Origin of the sequence: Aureimonas ureilytica DSM 18598 = NBRC 106430, from assembly GCF_000382705.1 — a bacterium.
GTDB lineage: Bacteria > Pseudomonadota > Alphaproteobacteria > Rhizobiales > Rhizobiaceae > Aureimonas > Aureimonas ureilytica.
On sequence record NZ_ARQE01000009.1, the window covers coordinates 167,857 to 187,849 of the forward strand.

The following is a 19,993-nucleotide window of genomic DNA, read 5'->3' on the forward strand; positions in this document are numbered from 1 at the left end:
GGCCGAGCGATCGGCCGCCCTTTTTCGCGTTCAGAGGATGAAGCCGGCGAGGACGGTGAAAAGCGCGACCTGCCAGGGCGGGCGCGCCCAGAGGGTCAGGAGGAGGAAGCCCGCGACGGCGATCACGAGATCGCGCGGGGCCAGGATGGCGTGGGTCCAGACCGGATCGTAGAGCGCCGCGCCGAGGAGGCCGACCACCGCCGCATTGGCGCCACGCATGGCGGCGCGGGCGAGCGGGCGGCGGCGAAGCCCGTCCCAGAAGGGCAGGGCGGCGAGCACCAGAAGAAGGCCCGGCAGGAAGATCGCGATGAGCGCCAGGGTCGCGCCGGCCAAGCCGCCCGGAGCGGGTGCGAGCGCGCCGAGATAGGCGGCGAAGGTGAAGAGCGGACCCGGCACGAGCTGCGCGGCGCCATAGCCGGCCAGAAACGCATCCGTGCCGACGAGGCCGCGCTGCACGGTTTCGGCTTCGAGAAGCGGCAGGACCACATGGCCGCCGCCGAAGACGAAGGCGCCCGAGCGGAAGATGCCGTCGAACAGCTGAAGGGCGGGTGAGCCGGCGAGCGAAGCCGCGAGCGGCAGGCCGAGGGCGAGACCGAGGAACAGGGCGCCGGCTGCGAGGCCGAGACGGCGCGGCGCGGCGCGGCCGAGCGTGTCGGGCGCGGGGGCTTGCGTCTCGGCCCGGCAGAAGGCGAGGCCGAGCAGCGCGCCGAGAACGATCGCGAGCCCCTGCGCGCCCGCGCCCGCAAGGAGCGAGGTCAGCGCCAGCCCCAGAAGCGCGATGGCCGCGCGCGTGCGATCCGGCGCGAGCGTTCGCGCCATGCCCCAGACGGCCTGCGCGACGACGGCGACGGCGAGGATCTTGAGACTGTGCGTGAGGTCCGCGCCGACGCCGCTCTGGAGACGATCCGCGCCGAGCGCCACGGCGTAGAGGAGGAGCGCGGAGGGAAGCGTGAAGCCCGCCCAGGCGGCGAGCGCGCCGGGCAGGCCCGCGCGCCCGTAGCCGATGGCAAAACCGACCTGGCTGGAGGCGGGACCGGGCAGGAACTGGCAGAGCGCCACGAGATCGGCATAGCGCGCCTCGTCCAGCCAGCGGCGGCGCTCGACGAAGGCATGGCGGAAATAGCCAAGATGCGCGATCGGGCCGCCGAAGGATGTGAGGCCGAGCCCGAGAAAGACGCGGAACACCTCCGCAGCTCGGTGGCGGCTGATGGGTTCGGGAGGAGCGTCGGAAAGCGGGGCCATGCGCTGCGCGTAAGGGAGAAGCACGAAGGCCAGATGACAGGGCGAAGCGGCTCCGCGCAAGCGCTCGCGACGCGGTCGGCGCAGGCGATGCCGCGCTTGGTTCATGTGGCTATCGGCAAAAGAAAAAGCCGAGCTCAGGGAGCCCGGCTGAAAGTTTGAGATGCTAGAGCATCTCTGGGAGGAAACGAACGGCGCGGAAAGCTTGGGAGGAGGTAAGCTTCCGCGGCCCGGACGTGACTTCAAGCTAACCTGAGCTTGGCGCCGCCTCCAGCCACGAAACAACATGCCTGCCATGCAGAAATTGCATGAACTTGTTCAGCTTTGCTGAAGCTTCGTATGTATTGGTCGAAAGGGAGAGGAGGGCGAGCCGCGTGCCGCCGCCCCCTCTAGTAGGACCAAGTGCGCGCTTTGCCAATCAGGAAATCACGGAAAACCTTCAGTTTCGCCGCGTCGCGGAGCTGCTCGGGATAGCAGAAATAGGTGTCGAAGGACGCGAGATCGAGATCGGGCAGGACCTGCACGAGCTTGGTGTCCTTGTCGATCATGTAGTCCGGCAGGAGCGCCAGACCGATGCCGCGCTCGATGGCCGACTTCATCGCCATCAGATTGTTGATCTGAAGGATTGCCGGGCGGACCTGGCCTTCCGGCAGGCCGGCGGTTTCCAGCGCGTTCAGATTGCGCAGATAGTTGGGCGCCGGCTCGCCGAAGGTGATGATGCGATGCCGGTCGAGATCCTCTGTCGTCTCGGGCGTGCCGTAGCGCGCGAGATAGCCGGGCGCGGCATAGACGTGCAGATGCACGGTGAAGAGGCGGCGCTGGATCAGGTCCGGCTGCTGCGGCTGGCGCAGGCGAATGGCCGCGTCCGCCTTGCGCATGGTGAGGTCGATCTCCTCGTTGTCGAAGACGAGCTGCAATTCGACATCGGGATAGAGTTCGAGAAATTCCTGCGCGCGCTGGGTCAGCCAGCCTGAGCCCAGACCCACCGTCGTCGTCACGCGCAGCTTGCCGGTCGGCTTCTCCCGCGTTTCGGTGAGCTGCATCCGGACGTTTTCGAGACGCTTCAGCACGTCGCTGGCGGTCTGGTACAGGAGCTCGCCCGGCTCGGACAGGACGAGGCCGCGCGCATGGCGATGGAAGAGGGGGGAGCCGATTTCCTGCTCCAGCGCCGCCACCTGTCGCGAGATGGCGGACTGGCTGAGATTCAGCGCATTGGCCGCATGGGTAAAGGACCCGGCTTCGGCGGCTGCGTGGAAAATGCGCAGCTTGTCCCAGTCGAGCGCCATGATACGACCCTATCCCCCCTTGAACTCTTCGTCTTACTCGGCCGCTTGCCGCGCGGCCTGCGCGTCCAGCGCCTGGGCCGCCAGCCAGCGTTCGGCCTCGAGCGCCGCCATGCAGCCGAGCCCGGCCGCCGTCACCGCCTGCCGGTAGACATCGTCGGCGACATCGCCGGCCGCGAACACGCCCTCGACGGAGGTCTTGGTCGTGCCGGGCTCCACCCAGAGATAGCCGCCGTCCTTCTGGCGCAGCTGGTCGCCGAAGACCTCGGTCGCCGGCGCGTGGCCGATGGCGACGAAGACGCCATGCGCGGCGAGCGTCTGCGTCTCGCCGGTCTCGCGATTGCGCAGCGTGACGCCCGTCACCGACTTCATCGGCTTGGTCTCGCCGGTGATTTCGGCGACTTCGCTGTTCCAGATCACCCGGACATTGTCCTTGGCGAAGAGGCGATTCTGCATGATGCGCTCGGCGCGGAATTCCGAGCGGCGGTGAACCACGGTCACGGATTTCGCGATATGCGAGAGGTAGAGCGCTTCCTCGACCGCCGTGTTGCCGCCGCCGACCACCACGACATCCTTGCCGCGATAGAAGAACCCGTCGCAGGTGGCGCAGGCCGAGACGCCGAAACCCTGGAAGGCGGCTTCGGATTCGAGACCGAGCCAGCGCGCCTGCGCGCCGGTCGCGATGATCACGGCGTTGGCCGTATAGGTCGTGCCGCTGTCGCCCCGGAAACGGAAGGGGCGCACGGACAGGTCGGCCTCGACGATGAGGTCGGACGCCATCTCGGCGCCGACATTCAGCGCCTGCGCCTTCATTTCTTCCATCAGGAACGGGCCGGCGATCGGATCGCGATAGCCCGGATAGTTCTCGACGTCGGAGGTGATGGTGAGCTGGCCGCCTTCCTGAAGGCCGGCGACGAGAAGCGGCTTCATCATGGCGCGCGCGGCGTAGATCGCCGCCGTATAGCCGGCCGGACCGGAACCGATCACGAGAACTTCGGCAAAACGCTCGGACATGACAAAACCCGCAAACCCGTAAGTGGAAACCGGCAAGGCCGGACCGGCCGGACATGGGACCGGCCATCCCCTAGTTCAATACGGGAGCATGGCAGGTCCGACAACCGAAAGAGTTGCCCGATCGCCACAGCTCCACCGGTTTCCTGCACTGGACTGGACGGCGGCAAAAGGTCTCGCTACGCTGAGACTGCTTTCAACACTGGAAAGGGGAGGCCTCATGACCAAGCACATGTTCGTTTCCCCGGCTGGGGCCCGTCGTCATCCTTCGACGCTTCGCCCGGCTTCTGCCACGTCTCGGGTCTGATTCCCGCCTTCGGCAGCTTCTCCGTGTTGTGTCCGTCGCGGACCCGACGCTTCCCCTGATCTGATCCCCGCTTCGGCGTGGTTTTCGAGGAGACGGCGCGGCCATCGGCGCGCCGGAACGCCATGACTGTTTCCCCCGAACGCGATCGCGGCGACGCGATCCGCACCGTTCTTCGTTTCACCTTTCGCAACTGGGGCGGCGAGCGCCGTCTTGTCTGGACCATCGCGCTCGCCATCACCACGGCGACGCTCGCGGACGTCTTCGTTCCCTATTTCGCCGGCCGGCTGGTGGATGCCGTCGCTTCGCGCGATATCGGGCGCGAAGCGGCATTGGCCGAGGGGCTCTGGGCGCTCGGCGCCATGGGCGCGCTCGGCCTCGTGTTCCTCGTCTGCCGGCATCTGGCCTGGGCGGCGGTGGTGCCGATGACGCTGCGCATCATGCGCCGCGTGTCGGAGGCCGCCTTCGCGCGGGTCCAGCGCTTCTCGACCGACTGGCACGCCAACAGCTTTTCCGGCTCTGTGGTGCGCCAGATCACGCGCGGCATGTGGGCGCTCGACCTTCTGCACGACACGCTGCTTCTGGCGCTTCTGCCGTCCGTCGTCGTGCTGGTCGGCACGGTGACGCTGCTCGCCGTTCAATGGCCGGTCATGGGTCTCGTCATGGGCCTCGGCGCGGTCGCCTATGTCACGATGACCGTGCTCCTGTCGGTGCGCTTCATCGCGCCCGCCTCGCGCGTGTCGAACCGCAAGGATACGCGCGTCGGCGGCGTTCTGGCCGACGCGCTCGCCTGCAACGCCGTGGTGAAGGCCTTCGGCGCCGAACGGCGCGAGGACGTGCGCCTCGCCGAAGCGCTCGGCGACTGGGCCCACGACACGCATCGCACCTGGATGCGGCACACGTGGTCGGGCACGGCGCAGGCGCTGGTGCTCTGGGTCGTGCGCGTGGCGATCGCGGGTCTTGCGCTGGTGCTCTGGTGGCAGGGCCGGGCGGGAGCGGGCGACCTCACCTATGTGCTGACGACCTATTTCGTCATGCACGGCTATCTGCGCGAGGTCGGCATGCACGTGAACAACCTGCAGAAGGCCGTCAACGAGATGGAGGAGCTGGTCGATCTGCACGACGTGCGCGTGCAGATCGAGGATGCGCCGGGGGCGAAGCCCCTTGCGGTGTCGGGCGGCGAAATCCGCTTCGACCGCGTCCGCTTCCACTACGCCGCGCATGGGACGCCGCTCTATGACGGGCTGGATGTCACGATCCGGGCCGGCGAGCGGGTCGGTCTCGTCGGCCATTCCGGCTCGGGCAAGACGACCTTCGTCAAGCTCGTGCAGCGCCTGCACGAGGTCTCGGGCGGCGAAATCCGCATCGACGGCCAGAGCGTCGCCGCGGTCACGCAGGAATCGCTTCGTCGGCAGATCGCGATCGTGCCGCAGGAATCGATCCTGTTTCACCGGACCCTGCGCGACAACATCGCCTATGGCCGGCCGGAGGCGAGCCGCGCCGAGATCGAGCGCGCGGCGGAACTCGCCCATGCGGCCGAGTTCATCGAACGCCTGCCGCAGGGCTACGAGACGATGGTGGGCGAGCGGGGCGTGAAGCTCTCGGGCGGCGAACGGCAACGCGTGGCGCTGGCCCGCGCCTTCCTGGCCGATGCGCCGATCCTGATCCTCGACGAGGCGACCTCGGCGCTGGATTCCGAATCGGAGCGGCTGATCCAGGAGGCCATGGAGCGGCTGATGGTGGGGCGCACCGCACTGGTCATCGCGCACCGCCTGTCGACGGTTCGCGCGCTCGACCGCATCCTCGTCTTCGAGCGCGGGCGGATCGTCGAGGAAGGCCCGCACGAGGCGCTGATGCGCCTGCCCGGCGGCGTCTATCGCAAGCTGGCCGAGCGCCAGGGCGAAACGCCGATGCTGCGCGACGCGAGCTAGGCGGGGGCTCGCTCCTGGACGGGCTCCTGGTCCGAACGAGATGCGGGCGGACATCCTCCGAGGGGGATGCCCGCCCGCTTTGTTGACCGGCTTCCCGTCGGGCTTCAGATTCATGCTCGTCGCCTTGTCCGGCAGCGAAAGCCGGTTCGGCTTTTGCTGGAAATGCTCTAGAAGCGTTCTCATCGGGCGGCCGGCGAGGGGAGGCGGCGGGCGCCCGTGAAGCCGTGAGGGGACCCGCCATCTTCAGGACCATCGCCCATGTCGCCGCGATCTTCGGGCTGGTCCTGTCCGGCAGCATGCTGCTGCCCGCCTTCGTGGACGCGCTCGACGGGAACCGGGACTGGATCGTCTTCGTCGTCTCGGCCGTGGTCATCGCGGCAATCTGCACGCTGATCGCCGTCGCGACACGCGGCGAGCCGTTTCGCCCGAGCCCGCGCCTCGGCTTTCTGCTCGTCACCACGATCTGGGTCGCCGGGAGCCTCATCGGCGCCGTGCCGATCTATTTCGCGCTGCCGACGAACGGGTTGGCTGCGGCCGTGTTCGAATCGGTGTCGGGTCTGACGACGACGGGCGCGACCACCATCTCGGGCCTCGACGCCCTGCCGCGCGGGCTTCTCCTGTGGCGCTCGCTCCTCAACTTCATCGGCGGCATCGGGATCATCGGCATGGCGCTCCTGATCTTCCCGTCGCTGCGGGTCGGCGGCATGGCGCTGTTCCATCTGGAAAGCTCGGATCGCTCGGGCAAGCTCCTGCCGCGCGTCAGCCAGCTTTCGGCCGGCATTTTCGCCGTCTATCTCTCGCTGACGCTGCTCTGCGCCATTCTCTACTACGTCTTCGGCATGTCGCTCTTCGACGCCGTGAACCATGCCATGTCGACGCTCGCGACCGGCGGCTTCGCCACGCATGACGAATCGCTCGGCTTCTTCCAGTCCGAGCCGATCCTTCTCGTCGCCACCGTCTTCATGATCCTCGGGGCGCTGCCTTTCGTCCTCTACATCCGCCTCTTCCTGCCGCGCCGCTTTCAGCGCTGGCGCGACCCGCAGGTGATCCTCTTCCTGATCCTCTGCCTCGTTCTGACCCTGGTGCTGGCAACGACGCGGGTCTTCATCAACGGCGTGTCGGTCCGGGAAGCGCTGGTTTCGTCCTCCTTCAACATCGTGTCCGTGATCACCACGACCGGCTTCGTATCGGAGGATTTCACGCTCTGGTCGAACGCCGCGATCGGCCTTTTCTTTCTCGCCATGTTCATCGGCGGATGCTCGGGCTCGACATCGGGCGGCATCAAGGTCAACCGCATCATCATCCTCTATGCCCTGGTGCGCGCCAATTTCCGGCGGGTCATCCGGCCCCATTCGGTGCAGCGGCTGAAATACGGGCATGACGACATCTCGCTCGAAACGCTGCAGAGCGTGACGATCTTCATCTTCCTGTTCTTCCTGTCGCTGCTCGTCGGCACCACCGCGCTGTCGATCTGCGGGCTCGACCTTCTCACCGCCTTTTCCGCCTCGCTGACGGCGGTCGGCAATGTCGGGCCGGGCTTCGGGCAGTTGATCGGGCCGGCCGGCAATTTCTCCTTCCTGTCGGCGCCCGCGCTCTGGATCCTGTCCTTCCTGATGCTGATCGGCCGCCTCGAACTCGTCACCGTGCTCGTGCTCCTGTCGCCGAGCTTCTGGAGGGACTGATGCGCGCGGTCTTCATCAATCTCGACCGCGCCGTGCCGCGCCGCGCCTTCATGGAAGCGCAGGGCGCAAAGCTCGGCCTCGCGCTGGAGCGGGTGCGGGCCGTCGAGGCGGGGGAGATCGGCGCCTCGCTCGCCGCCCGGCTGAACGGGCGCTGGGAGCGGCCGCTGACGCTGCCCGAACTCGGCTGCTTCCTGTCGCATCACGGGCTCTGGCGCGAGATCGCCGGCGGGACGGAGCCGGTCCTGGTTCTGGAGGATGATGCGATCCTGTCGCGCCAGCTTCCGTCAGCGCTGCCCGTTCTCGTCGCTTTCAACCGGGCGGAGTTCCTCAATCTGGAGAGCTTCGAGCGGCGGCGCTTCGTGGCGCGTGAGGCGGTGGCGCTCGGGGACGGGCTTTCGGTGCGCCGCGTTTATCGCGACAAGTCGGGCTCGGCGGCCTATCTCCTCTGGCCGGCCGGGGCGCGAAAGCTACTCGATCGCGCCGAGCGGGGGGCGGCGCCGGTGGATGCGTTCCTGCACGGGCTGCCCGGCTTGGAGACCTGGCAGGCCGAGCCGGCGCTCGCCATTCAGGCTCATCTCTGGGAGCGGCGGAGTGGCGGCGCGCCGATCGATGCGGCGACCTCGATCCAGGCGCCGCGCGGGCGCTTGCCGCTGCGGCTCGACACGCTGCCGTTCCGCTGGCGGCGGATCGCGACGCAGCTTCGGCTCGCCGGCCATCATCTCTGCCGCCTGGGCCCCGCGACCTATCGGCGGACCGAACTGCGCGACGAGGATTTCCGCTAACGCGCCTCGCGCCAGAGACGCTCGTAGACGGCGTTGATCGCCTCGGCCTCGCGGGCGAGCGGAAACTCGGCGCGGGCCTTGGCGAGCGCGGCGTGCGAGGCGGCTTCGCGCGCGGCATCGTCCGCCATCCAGCGCTCGCAGGCTTCGATGATGGCCGTGAGATCGCCGGGGGGCACGATCGCGCCGGTGTCAGGGGTGACGACATCCGAGAAGACGCCGACATCGGCGGCGACCACGGGCACGGCCGAGGACATGGCCTCCAGCGGCGTCAGGCCGAAGCCTTCCCAGCGCTGCGGCGCGACGAAGAGATCGAGCGCCTGATACCAGCGCTCGATGTCGCGATGCTCGCCGACGAAGAGGATGCGAGAGGCGAGGCCCGCCGCCTCGACGCGCGCCCGCAGCTCCGTCTCATAGCCCTGGTGCTCGGCCGTCGCGCGGCCGGCGATCACGGCCTGCCAGCCGGGGAAACGGGGCAGGAGGGCGATCATGGCATCGACGAAGAGATCGGTGCCCTTCTGATGCCGCACGCGGCCGAAGCAGCCGATTGTGCGCTTGTCCGGCCCGAGGCCGAGCGCCGCGCGCGCCGCCTGCCGGCTCCCGGGCGGGCGAAAGCGCGACTGGTCGATGCCGTGCGTGATCGTTGAGTGGGGAACGGTGAGATAGGTCCCGGTGCGCGTGCTCGTCGCGATCACCGCGTCCATGCGCGCGATCAGCCAGCGCGTATAGGCCGTGTGCCGGCGCTGCGAGGCGGAGGTGAAGACGAGGCGGAGCGGCATGCGCAGGACGTCGCGCAGGAGAATGCCGGGCAGCATCTCGACATTGCGGCGCGCGTGCCAGATGCGAAAGGGGCGGCCTTCCGGCCGGCGCCAGAGCGCGGGCAGATCGCGCCAGCGGAGCTTGGGCAGATGGGCGGGGAGGCCGGGCCCGAGGGCCCGGATCGGAAGCGTGCGCGCCTGTTCGGGAACGAGCTGGACGATGGTCGAGGTCACGCCCGAGAGGCGGCGCTTGAAATTGGGCGCGATGACCTGAACCCGGCGAACGTCGCCGCCGGGATGCGAGGTCTGGCTCACGCCGCCGCCTGGATCGCGGCGTCGAGTTCGCGCAGTTCCGCCTCGTAGCGGGCGACGCGCTCTTCGGCGTCGGGGCCGGACATGAACTGCCGGGCGCTTTCCAGATTGTCCTTGAGATCGGCGCGCTTCACCGCGCGGGCGAGCGGCACGGCCACGGCGCGGGCGACGAACTCCTCGTCGCTTTCGCCCTCGCGGCGGGTGAGGGCATCGACGGCTTCCACCACTTCGGGCGAGAAGCCCTTGGCGGCGAGGGCTTCGAGCGTCCAGCCGGGACCCTTTTCGACGACGTCGTGGAGAAGGGCGACGACGCGCTCGTCTTCGCCGCAGACGCAGCCGGCCACGCGGCGCAAATGAGCCAGAAAGGGCCGCCCGCGCTTGTCGAGCTGACCTTCATGGGCGGCCGAGGCGATCGCCTCGGCCTTATCGAGTGCAGAAGAAGGCATGAATGAAAGCGTTAGACCCAGCGCAGTTCGATGATTTCGTAGGAGCGGGCGCCACCGGGCGCGGCGACCTCGACCGTGTCCCCCTCGCTCTTGCCGATCAGGGCGCGGGCGATGGGCGAGGAGATGGAGATGCGGCCCTGCTTCACGTCGGCCTCGGCATCGCCGACGATCTGGTACACCTTCTCTTCCTCGGTGTCCTCGTCCACGAGCTTCACGGTCGCGCCGAACTTGATGCGGTCGCCCGACAGCTTGGAAACGTCGATGACCTCGGCACGCGCGGTCAGATCCTCCAGCTCGCCGATCCGGCCCTCGTTGAGGCTCTGCGCCTCCTTGGCCGAATGATATTCGGCGTTTTCGGACAGGTCGCCATGGGCGCGCGCTTCCGAAATCGCGGTGATGATCCGGGGGCGTTCTTCCTGCTGACGGCGGCGAAGCTCTTCCTTGAGCGCTTCGAACCCGCTGACAGTCATCGGCACTTTTTCCATGCCCTCTACCCTTGCTTTCCCGACGCCCGGCTCGCGGCCGGCCGTCTTGCTTCGTCCGGCCCCTGCCGGAAGTAAAAAGCCGGCCGGCTTCCGTGAGGAAACCAGCCGACCGATCATTCATGGTTGGACAGACCTATGCGCCCGTCGCGAACTCAAGCGGCTTGAAAATAGGACTGAAGCGAGCGCACTTCAAGATTGCCGGCCTTTAGCGCCGCAATGGCCTGGGCCGCCGCTTCCATCCCTGCGAGCGTGGTGAAGTAGGGGACCTTGTGCATCAGGGTCGCGCGGCGCAGCGAACGCGAGTCCGACAGCGCCTTGGCGCCCTCGGTCGTGTTCAGGACGATCTGCACCTGACGATTGCGAATCGCGTCCTCGATATGCGGACGCCCTTCGAGCACCTTGTTCACCTTTTCCGACTCGATACCGTGCTCGGCGAGGAAGCGCTGCGTGCCCTCGGTCGCCGAGATGCGGAAGCCGAGCTCGGCCATGCGGCGCACGGTCGGCAGCATCTTCTGCTTGTCGCCGTCGCGCACGGACACGAACATCGTCCCCTCGCGCGGCAGATCGACGGAGGCGCCGAGCTGGGACTTGGCGAAGGCCAGCGCATAGCCGCGGTCGAGGCCCATGACCTCGCCCGTCGAGCGCATCTCGGGGCCGAGCAGCGTGTCGACGCCGGGGAAGCGCGCGAAGGGGAAGACCGCTTCCTTGACCGCGATGTGTTGCAAGTTCTTCACGTCCGGCTTGCCGCCATAGGCCGCGAAGGCCGCGTCCAGCGTCTCGCCCGACATGATGCGCGCGGCGATCTTGGCGATCGGCGATCCCACCGTCTTGGCGACGAAGGGCACGGTGCGCGAGGCGCGCGGGTTCACTTCGAGGACGTAGATGTCGCCGTCCTTGATGGCGAACTGCACGTTCATGAGACCGCCGACCTTCAGGGCCAGCGCCATCTCGCGCGTTTGGCGCTCCAGCTCGTCGGTGATCTCCCGCGACAGCGAGTGGACGGGCAGCGAGCAGGCCGAGTCGCCCGAATGGATGCCGGCCTCCTCGATATGCTCCATGATGCCGGCGACGAACGTGTCGGTGCCGTCGCAGAGACAGTCGACGTCGACCTCCGTGGCGTCCGAGAGGTAGCTGTCGATCAGCACCGGCGACTTGCCGGAGACGACGACCGCTTCCTTCATGTAGCGCTCGAACTGCGTGTCGCCGCGCACGATCTCCATCGCGCGGCCGCCAAGCACGTAGGACGGGCGGATGACGACGGGATAGCCGATGCGCTCGACGATGGTGCGCGCTTCCTCGACCGAGCGCGCGATGCCGTTGTTGGGCTGGCGCAGGTTCAGGTCGTGGAGGAGCTTCTGGAAGCGGTCACGGTCCTCGGCGAGATCGATCGCGTCAGGGCTCGTGCCCAGAATCGGAATGCCGGCTTCTTCGAGGGCCTCTGCGAGCTTTAGCGGGGTCTGGCCGCCGAACTGCACGATGACGCCGTGGAGCGTTCCTCGCGACTTCTCGACGCGCAGGATTTCGAGCACGTCCTCGGCCGTCAGCGGCTCGAAGTAGAGGCGGTCCGACGTGTCGTAGTCGGTCGAGACCGTCTCGGGATTGCAGTTGATCATGATGGCTTCGAGGCCGGCGTCCCGCAGCGCGAAGGCGGCGTGGCAGCAGCAATAGTCGAACTCGATGCCCTGGCCGATGCGGTTCGGTCCGCCGCCGAGGATGACGACCTTCTTGCGGTCGGACACGCCGGCTTCCGAGCGCACTTCGCCCGCGAAGGGCCGCTCGTAGGTCGAGTACATGTAGGGAGTCGGCGAGGCGAACTCGGCGGCGCAGGTATCAATGCGCTTGAAGACGGGGTGAACGTCGAGCCGCTCGCGCAATGCCTTCACCTCGGCCTCGGACTGGCCGGACAGCTTGGCGAGGCGCGCGTCGGAAAAGCCGACGGACTTCAGGAAGCGCAGATTGTCGACGTCCTCCGGCAGGCCGTGTTCCCTAATGCGGGCTTCCAGGTCGATGATCGCCTTGAAGCGGTCGATGAACCAGGGATCGATCTTGGAGGAGCGATGCACCTGCTCCTTGGTCGCGCCTTCGCGCAGGGCCTGGGCGACCATGCGCAGGCGATCGGGCGTCGGCACGCCGAGGGCGGCGCGGATGGCGTTCTTGTCGTCGCCTTCGCCCAGACCCGGGATCTCGATCTCGTCGAGCCCGTCGAGGCCGGTCTCGAGGCCGCGAAGCGCCTTCTGCAGCGATTCCTCGAAGGTGCGGCCGATCGCCATGACCTCGCCGACCGACTTCATGGCCGTGGTGAGGACGGGCGAGGCGCCGGGGAACTTCTCGAAGGCGAAGCGCGGGATCTTGGTGACGACATAGTCGATCGTCGGCTCGAACGAGGCCGGCGTCGCGCCGCCCGTGATGTCGTTCTTCAGCTCGTCCAGCGTGTAGCCGACCGCGAGCTTGGCCGCGATCTTGGCGATCGGGAAGCCGGTGGCCTTCGACGCCAGCGCGGACGAGCGCGAGACGCGCGGGTTCATCTCGATGACGACGAGGCGGCCGTTCTCGGGGTTCACGGCGAACTGGACGTTGGAGCCGCCGGTCTCGACGCCGATCTCGCGCAGCACCGCGATCGAGGCGTTGCGCATGACCTGGTATTCCTTGTCGGTCAGCGTGAGGGCCGGCGCGACGGTGATCGAATCGCCCGTGTGGACGCCCATCGGATCGACGTTCTCGATGGAGCAGACGATGATGCAGTTGTCGGCGCGGTCGCGCACGACTTCCATCTCGTATTCCTTCCAGCCGAGGACCGATTCCTCGATCAGGACTTCGGTGGTGGGCGAGGCGTCGAGGCCGCCCTCGATGATCTCGAAGAATTCCGAGCGGTTGTAGGCGATGCCGCCGCCCGTGCCGCCCATGGTGAAGGAGGGGCGGATGATGGCGGGCAGGCCGACATGCTCCAGCGCTTCGGCGGCCGCGCCCATGGCGCGCGCCATGTAGCGCTGCTTGCGCTCGGTCTCGCCGAGGTTCCATTCGTTCTCGAGCGCCTGCAGGGCGTCGTCGCGCTCGGGTCCATCGGCGGTTTCGCGGATCAGCGCGGCGCGCTTCTCCTCATGGATCAGGCGGTCGGCCTGCTTGGCCTCGGTGGCATTGGCCAGATAGCTCTTGGGTGTTTCCAGCCCGATCTTGGCCATGGCCTCGCGGAAGAGGGCGCGGTCCTCGGCCTTGTCGATGGCGGTCGCGTCGGCGCCGATCATCTCGACATTGTACTTGTCGAGAACGCCCATGCGCTTCAGCGACAGCGCGGTGTTCAACGCGGTCTGGCCGCCCATCGTCGGCAGGATCGCGTCGGGGCGCTCCTTGGCGATGATCTTGGCGACGACTTCCGGCGTGATCGGCTCGATATAGGTGGCGTCGGCGAGATCGGGATCGGTCATGATCGTCGCCGGGTTGGAATTGACGAGGACGATCCGGTAGCCTTCCTCGCGCAGGGCCTTGCAGGCCTGCGTGCCGGAATAATCGAACTCGCAGGCCTGCCCGATGATGATGGGGCCAGCGCCGACGATCAGGATGGTTTTGATATCTTGGCGCTTGGGCATGGCAAATCCGTCTGTTCGATCGTGCGCAGACACCCCGCGCCGCAAGCGGCCGGGGTGCGTCTACAAGGAAATTCAAGGCTAAGGCCGGGTTATAGGCAATCGTGCCGCGCGGCGAAAGGGTGAAACCGCGCTTTGCGCCGATTCATTCCCCCTTGGGCTCGTGCGAAGCCAGCGGCGGCGGATCGAGAAGGTCGGCGGCCGAGCGCGGCAGACGGCGCCCGTCATAGCGCTCGCAGCCGAGCGACAGGGCGAAACAGGCGAGTTCCACCGTGCGCGGGATGTCGACCCGCTTCCCGTCGCGATCGCCCTTCTCGTAATATTGAATGACGCGCTTCTTGAGGCCCAGCCGGTCGGCGGCATCTTTCTGCTTCAGACCCATGTCCCGGCGCCACTGACGAAACCCTTCCGAATCCATGGCTGGCGTCATTCCCCTGGTCGCTCCTTCGCTCCGGCTCTAAGCCGGAGTCAGCTTCGCTTAATTCATAGGGCGCAGACTTCGGTCCGCTCCGCTACGGCGTCGTAGCAAATGCCCTTCTCCCCGCAATAAATAAATGCACTTCGTGCGCTTCTGACCCTCTTGTCGAGGCGCACAATGTGCGCAGTTATAGAGGTGGACAGCACGAGACCCGAAGTTTCGAGCTGTTGCCTCACCAAGCCAAGCGAGAAAGGGAAAGTGCCATGCTTGCCGATCTGATCGTCAGCCGCTCGACCTGCGGAGCGGACCGCAATCGCGACGATCTCCACCGCCACGCCACGTTCAGCTGCGGTTTCCGCAACGCCGTGCGCCGGCTGTTCAGGATGCTTCATCTGGCATGACCGAGCGCCGTTCTGCGGATTGCAGGGGGGAGAAAAGCTGAAGGCGCCGGACGTATCCGGCGCCTTCAGTGTTTTTCAGGATCGGTCGACGGGCTTCACGAGCCGTAGAAGCCGAGGCTCGGCTCCAAGCGCTCGAAGGTCTCGTTCATCGCATAGGCGCGCGACAGGAACGGGATCGCGAAATGCCCGTAGCGCACGGACAACTGCTCTTCCGCCGCATACTCCCCCGCATGGGCGAATTTCGCCATGTAGAGCGCGACGGCGAGGCCCGTGCGGTCCGAACCGGACATGCAGTGGATGAGGATCGGACCCTCGGCCTTCCCGACCGCGTCGTAGAAGGCCGCGACCATGTCGTCGCTGAGTTCGCGGCCCGCCGACCAGGAAAGGTCGACGAGATGCACGCCGCGCGCTTCCGCGATCCGCCGCTCGTCGTCGTACCAGGGCGTGCCGACATGCGGCCCGCGCAGGTTGATGACGGTGCGGATGCCGTCCTTCTGCAGGAGCGCGTCGAAGGCGCTCGCGCCCAACGTTCCCGAGCGATAGAGCTGGTGCTCGATCACGGTGTGGACGTTCCCGGTCCATTGCTGGACGCCGAGAAAGCCGAGCCCCAGAAGGAGGGGCGCGGCATAGGCGAGGCGTTTCAGATGCAACGCCCAGCGCATGGAGGTTACGCCGCCTTGCCGGCGCGATGATCGTCGATCATCTGGAAGAAGCGCTGGAAGAGATAGTGCGAGTCCTGCGGGCCGGGCGAGGCTTCGGGATGGTGCTGCACCGAGAAGACCGGCGCGCCCTTCACGCGGAGACCGCAATTCGTGCCGTCGAAGAGCGAGATGTGGGTCTGCTCGACCGTTTCGGGCAGCGAGGCCGGGTCCACCGCGAAGCCGTGGTTCATCGAGACGATCTCGACCTTGCCGGTGGTGAAGTCCTTCACCGGATGGTTCGCGCCGTGATGGCCCTGGTGCATCTTCTCCGTGCGGCCGCCGAGCGCCAGCGCCAGGAGCTGGTGCCCGAGGCAGATGCCGAACATCGGAATGCCGGTCTTGGAGAGATCGCGGATGACCGGCACGGCATATTCGCCGGTGGCCGCCGGATCGCCCGGACCGTTCGACAGGAAGATGCCGTCCGGCTGGTGCTTCAGGATTTCCTCGGCGCTGGCCGTCGCCGGGACGATCACGACGCGCGCGCCATGGCCCGACATCAGGCGCAGGATGTTGCGCTTGGCGCCGTAGTCGATCGCGACGATCGTGTAGTTCGGCGCGGCGTTGGCGCCATAGCCGGCGTTCCAGACCCAAGGGCCTTCGGTCCAGACTTCCTCGGCCGGCGTCGCGGCGTCCTTGGCGAGGTCGAGACCGACGAGGCCGCTCCATTCGGCGGCCTTGCGCTTCAGGGCCTCGACGTCGAACACCCCGTCGGCGCGATGCGCGATCACGGCATTGGGCATGCCCTTCTCGCGGATGAGGGCGGTGAGGGCGCGCGTGTCGATGCCCGACAGGGCCACCACGCCGCGCTTCTTCAGCCAGGCGTCGAGACCGCCGGCGGAGCGGTAGTTCGAGGGGGCCGAGACTTCGGCGCGGAAGATCGCGCCGACCGCCCCGATCGCGTTGTCGGGCACGAGATCCTCGACGTCCTCGTCGTTCGCGCCGACATTGCCGATATGCGGGAAGGTGAAGGTGACGATCTGCTTGGCGTAGGACGGATCGGTCAGGATTTCCTGATAGCCGGTCAGCGACGTGTTGAAGCAGACCTCGCCCAGCGCTTCGCCTTCGGCGCCGATGCCATCGCCCTCGATCACGGTTCCGTCTGCGAGCACCAACAGGGCAGTCGGTTTCCTCTGCGGCCAGCTTGCGCTCATTGGGGGCATCTCCGTCGGGGTTCCATCGGGCATGTCGAGGCCGCGCGGCGCGACCGAGCCCTTCCGGAGCGCTTCTATCGCGCCACTGGAGCCCGAACGCAACCCTCTTGTCGGTGGAGAACCGGTCCGTCCCCTTGCAAAAGGGCCGGCCAAAACTTAATGCTTCGTAAAAGCGGGGTGCCGGACAGCGTCGGCGCGCCGGATATCCGTGCGGAGAATGCGTTCTCGGACTCGATGTCCGAACGAGTTAGCAGTGTACGACGACAGGACGATGACGACGCGGCCCGCCGAGCCCGCCTTTTCTCTCCGCCTCGCTTGCCTTTACTCCCAAGTCAGTTTCCCGAACTAGGATGGCCGCCCATTCGGCATGGGCCTATCCCGACGTTCGCTCCGGGGCCGGGTTCGCCGCGCGGAGCGAGACATAGGACAAACGCGTATGCGTGAAGAGATCGCAGCCGCCCTTCAGGACGCCACCGCGTCCGGCGACAAACGGCGCGCCTGCCTGTTCCGGCTGGTCACCGCCGCCATTCGCGACCGCGATGCGGCAAGCCGCATGGCCGGCAAGGACAAGGTGCCCGACAGCGACATCGCCTGTCTTCTGCAGCTTCTGGCCGACCAGCGCGAGCGCAGCGCCAACGATCTGGCCGAAAAGGGCCGGAACGACGAGGCGACGAGCGAGCGCGGCGACGCGCAGGCGATTCGCGCGCTCCTGCCGCCGGCGCTGCCGCTGACCGAGATGGTGGAAGCCTGCAAGCAGGCGGTCAGCGAGACCGGCGCCAAGGGCCTGCGCGATGTCGGGCGCTGCGTCAGCGTGCTGAAGGAGCGCTACAACGACAAGGTCGATCTGGTGCAGGCCTCGGGCGTGGTGCGCTCGCTCCTGAGCTGACGCCTGCAAGAAGGCCGAAGCGGGCAGCCGGGCCGCCCGCGCGTTTGCCTCGGGCGGGCTTCGTCAGGCCGGGCGTTCGGCGAGTTCGCGCGCGGTCTGCTCGTGATAGCGGATGACCTCCTTCACGACGAAGGCCAGATATTTCTCGGCAAAATCCGGATCGAGCTTGGCGGTCAGCGCCAGTTCGCGCAGGCGCGCCACCTGACGGGCCTCGCGGGCGGGATCGGCCGCCGGCAGCGCATGCTCGGCCTTCAGCACCCCGACGCGCTGGGTGCAGCGAAAGCGCTCGGCCAGCATGTGGATGATCGCGGCATCGATATTGTCGATGCTGTCGCGCAGGTTCTGAAGCTCCGGCAAGGGGGGCTGCTGTTGCATATCCATCGTCCGTGACTGGAAGCGCGTCGAGGCGCCCTAGCTCGTTGGATAGGCGCAAGCGCGCCCGCCGTCAAAGCCCCGCGCTTGCGGATTCCTTGTTGGACGAGCCTGTGGATTGGCGTGGATAAGGGGGAGGGGCGGCTACGACCGGCCGCCGGCCCATGGTATTTGCGCCGCCGCGAGCCGATATGTCCTCCATGCGCTTTTCACCGAGCTTCCTGGACGAGATCCGGGCCCGAATTCCCATTTCCGATGTGATCGGCCGCCGTGTCACCTGGGATCGGCGCAAGACGCAGCCCTCGCGCGGCGATTACTGGGCCTGCTGCCCGTTCCATGGCGAGAAGTCGCCCTCGTTTCACTGCGAGGATTCCAAGGGCCGCTACCATTGCTTCGGCTGCGGCGTGTCGGGCGATCACTTCCGCTTTCTGACCGAACTCGAGGGTCTGAGCTTTCCCGAGGCCGTCGAGCGCTTGGCCGGCGAGGCCGGCGTTCCCATGCCGGCGCGCGATGCGGAAGCCGAGAAGCGCGAGGAAGGGCGGGGCGGCCTCATCGCGGCGATGAAGCTCGCCTCCGACTTCTTCCGCCAGACGCTGCAGGAAAGCGAAGGCGCCAAGGCGCGCGCCTACTTACGCGATCGGGGCATGAACCCGGTGACGCAGAAGCTCTTCGGCGTCGGCTACGCGCCGGAAGGGCGCAACCGCCTGAAGGAGTTTCTGGCGGGGAAGGGCGTCGCGCGCGAGGAGATCGAGGCGGCGGGGCTCGTCGTGTCCGGCGAGGGCATCGCGGTCTCCTACGATCGCTTCCGCGACCGCGTGATGTTTCCGATCCTCGATGCGCGCGAGCAGCCGATCGCCTTCGGCGGGCGGGCCATGTCCTCGGACGTCGCGGCGAAATATCTGAACTCGCCGGAAACCGACATCTTTCACAAGGGCAACGTCCTCTACAATTTCGCGCAGGCCCGGCGCGCCTCCAAGGCGGCGGGAACGCTCGTCGTCGCCGAAGGCTACATGGACGTCATCGCGCTCCATCAGGCCGGGTTCGAACATGCCGTGGCGCCGCTCGGAACGGCGCTGACGGAACGCCAGCTCGAGCTTCTCTGGCGCACGGTCGCCGAGCCGATCCTCTGCTTCGACGGCGATGCGGCCGGCATCAAGGCGGCCAACCGCGCCGCGCAGATCGCCATTCCCTTCCTGAAGCCCGGCCGCTCGCTGCGCTTCGCGCTTCTGCCCGAGGGCAAGGACCCCGACGATCTGCTGCGCGCCGAAGGGCCCGACGCGATGCGCGCCGTGCTCACCCGCGCCCGGCCGCTGGCGGACCTTCTCTGGATGCGCGAAACGGCCGGCGGCACCTATGACACGCCCGAGCGCCGCGCCGATCTGGAACACCGCCTGAAAGGGCTGGTGCGCACGATCGAGGACGAAAGCGTGCGCCGTCATTACCTGCGCGACATGGACGATCGGCTGCGCGCCTTTTTCGGCCCGGCGCCGAGCACGGGCGGCTACGGACGCGGCGGCGGGGCCGGCGGCGAATGGCGCGGGCGTGGACGGGCAGGCGGCGATCGCAATGGCGGCGGCGGGCGGGGCGGGGCCGGCGGTCCGGGTGGCATGGGCGGGCGTCGCTCCGCCGTGTCCGACCGGCTGAGCCGCAGTTCGCTGCTTCGCCCGCAAGGGATGCAGGCGGCGTCGCTGCGCGAGGTCTCGATCGTCGTCGGCTTCATCAACCACCCGCTGCTGCTGCGCGAGGCCTTCGATTACCTTGCCGATGTGGAACTGCCACCCGGCGATCTGGAGCGCCTGCGCTCGGCGGTGATCGACGTCTATGCCGACGAGCTGCATCATTCGCGCGACGAGCTTCTGGCCGCGATCGAGCGCCAGGGGCTCCTGCCGATCTTCGAAGGGTTCGAGACGCAGCTGCGCACCGTGCGGCTCTGGTCGTTCCTCGGCGAGGCGGCGCTGGAGGATGCGCGCGAGGCCGTGCGGCAGGCGCTTCACTTGCATCACAAGTTTCGCTCGCTACATAGGGAACTGAAGGCCGCAGAGCAGGCGCTGGCCGTCGATGGTGACGAGCTCGCCTATGCCCAGGTCGTTGAAATCAATCGAGAGATCAACAATCTAGCGGGAACCGAGGCTCTGATCGACGGGTTTGGCGTTTTGTCGGGTCGGCCGGCCAAGGGAATCTAGACGCGAGACGGAGACAGTCCGGCGAAGGTGAGACCCGACGCGAGGCGATTGGAATTTTTCCAACCGCTAT

17 protein-coding genes are annotated in these 19,993 nt (G+C 67.4%); 6 read left to right on the forward strand and 11 right to left on the reverse strand.

The genetic code is table 11. The features are described 5' to 3' along the window. Positions 1 to 30: 30 nt before the first annotated feature. The 3 genes from chrA to trxB all read right to left on the reverse strand — a co-directional run bounded on the left by chrA (position 31) and on the right by trxB (position 3,536). On the reverse strand, positions 31 to 1,242 hold the full coding sequence (gene chrA, locus B146_RS0118280; protein WP_155897596.1) for a chromate efflux transporter: 1,212 nt from the start codon (positions 1,240 to 1,242) through the stop codon (positions 31 to 33). A gap of 386 nt (positions 1,243 to 1,628) precedes the next feature. Further along, positions 1,629 to 2,525 (reverse strand): LysR family transcriptional regulator, encoded by an 897-nt coding sequence (locus tag B146_RS0118285; RefSeq protein ID WP_019997924.1) that lies wholly within the window; start codon positions 2,523 to 2,525, stop codon positions 1,629 to 1,631. 33 nt (positions 2,526 to 2,558) lie between these two features. Further along, complete coding sequence (trxB, locus tag B146_RS0118290; RefSeq protein WP_026358725.1) at positions 2,559 to 3,536, reverse strand: thioredoxin-disulfide reductase; 978 nt, start codon at positions 3,534 to 3,536, stop codon at positions 2,559 to 2,561. Positions 3,537 to 3,962: 426 nt separating this feature from the next. Here trxB and B146_RS0118295 point away from each other — a divergent pair, with 426 nt between their 5' ends. From B146_RS0118295 to B146_RS26625, 3 genes are all read left to right on the forward strand, one after another. Then, a complete protein-coding gene (locus tag B146_RS0118295) occupies positions 3,963 to 5,768 on the forward strand; it encodes an ABC transporter ATP-binding protein (protein ID WP_019997926.1) in 1,806 nt (601 codons plus the stop codon). A 284-nt stretch (positions 5,769 to 6,052) separates the two neighbouring features. Further along, entirely contained in the window at positions 6,053 to 7,450 is a 1,398-nt protein-coding gene (locus B146_RS0118300) for a TrkH family potassium uptake protein (RefSeq protein ID WP_026358726.1), read from the forward strand. Further along, a complete protein-coding gene (locus tag B146_RS26625) occupies positions 7,450 to 8,232 on the forward strand; it encodes a glycosyltransferase family 25 protein (protein ID WP_019997928.1) in 783 nt (260 codons plus the stop codon). Before B146_RS0118300 ends, B146_RS26625 begins: the two co-directional genes overlap by 1 nt. On the opposite strand, the gene B146_RS0118310 is transcribed toward B146_RS26625, so the two are convergent. The 5 genes from B146_RS0118310 to B146_RS26630 form a co-directional block, all read right to left on the reverse strand. Continuing rightward, a complete protein-coding gene (locus tag B146_RS0118310; protein ID WP_019997929.1) occupies positions 8,229 to 9,302 on the reverse strand; it encodes a glycosyltransferase family 4 protein in 1,074 nt (357 codons plus the stop codon). The two genes, B146_RS26625 and B146_RS0118310, sit on opposite strands and share 4 nt — an antisense overlap. Beyond that, positions 9,299 to 9,745: an HD domain-containing protein gene (locus B146_RS0118315; protein WP_019997930.1), complete on the reverse strand. Its 447-nt coding sequence runs from the start codon at positions 9,743 to 9,745 to the stop codon at positions 9,299 to 9,301. Before B146_RS0118315 ends, B146_RS0118310 begins: the two co-directional genes overlap by 4 nt. Positions 9,746 to 9,756: 11 nt before the next feature. Continuing rightward, positions 9,757 to 10,230 (reverse strand): transcription elongation factor GreA, encoded by a 474-nt coding sequence (greA, locus tag B146_RS0118320; protein ID WP_019997931.1) that lies wholly within the window; start codon positions 10,228 to 10,230, stop codon positions 9,757 to 9,759. Positions 10,231 to 10,382: 152 nt separating this feature from the next. Next, complete coding sequence (gene carB / locus B146_RS0118325) at positions 10,383 to 13,814, reverse strand: carbamoyl-phosphate synthase large subunit (protein WP_019997932.1); 3,432 nt, start codon at positions 13,812 to 13,814, stop codon at positions 10,383 to 10,385. Between the two features lie 142 nt (positions 13,815 to 13,956). Continuing rightward, a complete protein-coding gene (locus B146_RS26630) occupies positions 13,957 to 14,241 on the reverse strand; it encodes a helix-turn-helix domain-containing protein (protein ID WP_081631033.1) in 285 nt (94 codons plus the stop codon). 251 nt (positions 14,242 to 14,492) lie between these two features. Here B146_RS26630 and B146_RS29130 point away from each other — a divergent pair, with 251 nt between their 5' ends. Next, on the forward strand, positions 14,493 to 14,630 hold the full coding sequence (locus B146_RS29130) for a hypothetical protein (protein WP_019997934.1): 138 nt from the start codon (positions 14,493 to 14,495) through the stop codon (positions 14,628 to 14,630). Positions 14,631 to 14,725: 95 nt separating this feature from the next. Here B146_RS29130 and B146_RS0118340 read toward each other — a convergent pair whose 3' ends face one another. Beyond that, positions 14,726 to 15,292: a tyrosine-protein phosphatase gene (locus B146_RS0118340; RefSeq protein ID WP_019997935.1), complete on the reverse strand. Its 567-nt coding sequence runs from the start codon at positions 15,290 to 15,292 to the stop codon at positions 14,726 to 14,728. A gap of 5 nt (positions 15,293 to 15,297) precedes the next feature. Continuing rightward, the gene (carA, locus tag B146_RS0118345) at positions 15,298 to 16,491 is read right to left on the reverse strand and encodes a glutamine-hydrolyzing carbamoyl-phosphate synthase small subunit (RefSeq protein WP_026358727.1); all 1,194 of its coding nucleotides are present in this window, start codon (positions 16,489 to 16,491) and stop codon (positions 15,298 to 15,300) included. A gap of 427 nt (positions 16,492 to 16,918) precedes the next feature. Between carA and B146_RS0118350 the strand changes: the two genes are divergently transcribed. After that, positions 16,919 to 17,368 (forward strand): GatB/YqeY domain-containing protein, encoded by a 450-nt coding sequence (locus B146_RS0118350; protein ID WP_019997937.1) that lies wholly within the window; start codon positions 16,919 to 16,921, stop codon positions 17,366 to 17,368. Positions 17,369 to 17,431: 63 nt separating this feature from the next. Here the strand turns inward: B146_RS0118350 and B146_RS0118355 are convergent, their stop codons facing one another. Continuing rightward, positions 17,432 to 17,743, reverse strand: a complete 312-nt coding sequence (locus B146_RS0118355; RefSeq protein WP_019997938.1) for a chorismate mutase — start codon at positions 17,741 to 17,743, stop codon at positions 17,432 to 17,434. Positions 17,744 to 17,931: 188 nt separating this feature from the next. On the opposite strand from B146_RS0118355, the gene dnaG reads away from it, so the two are divergent. Continuing rightward, positions 17,932 to 19,923, forward strand: a complete 1,992-nt coding sequence (gene dnaG, locus B146_RS0118360; RefSeq protein ID WP_019997939.1) for a DNA primase — start codon at positions 17,932 to 17,934, stop codon at positions 19,921 to 19,923. Positions 19,924 to 19,993: the final 70 nt, after the last annotated feature.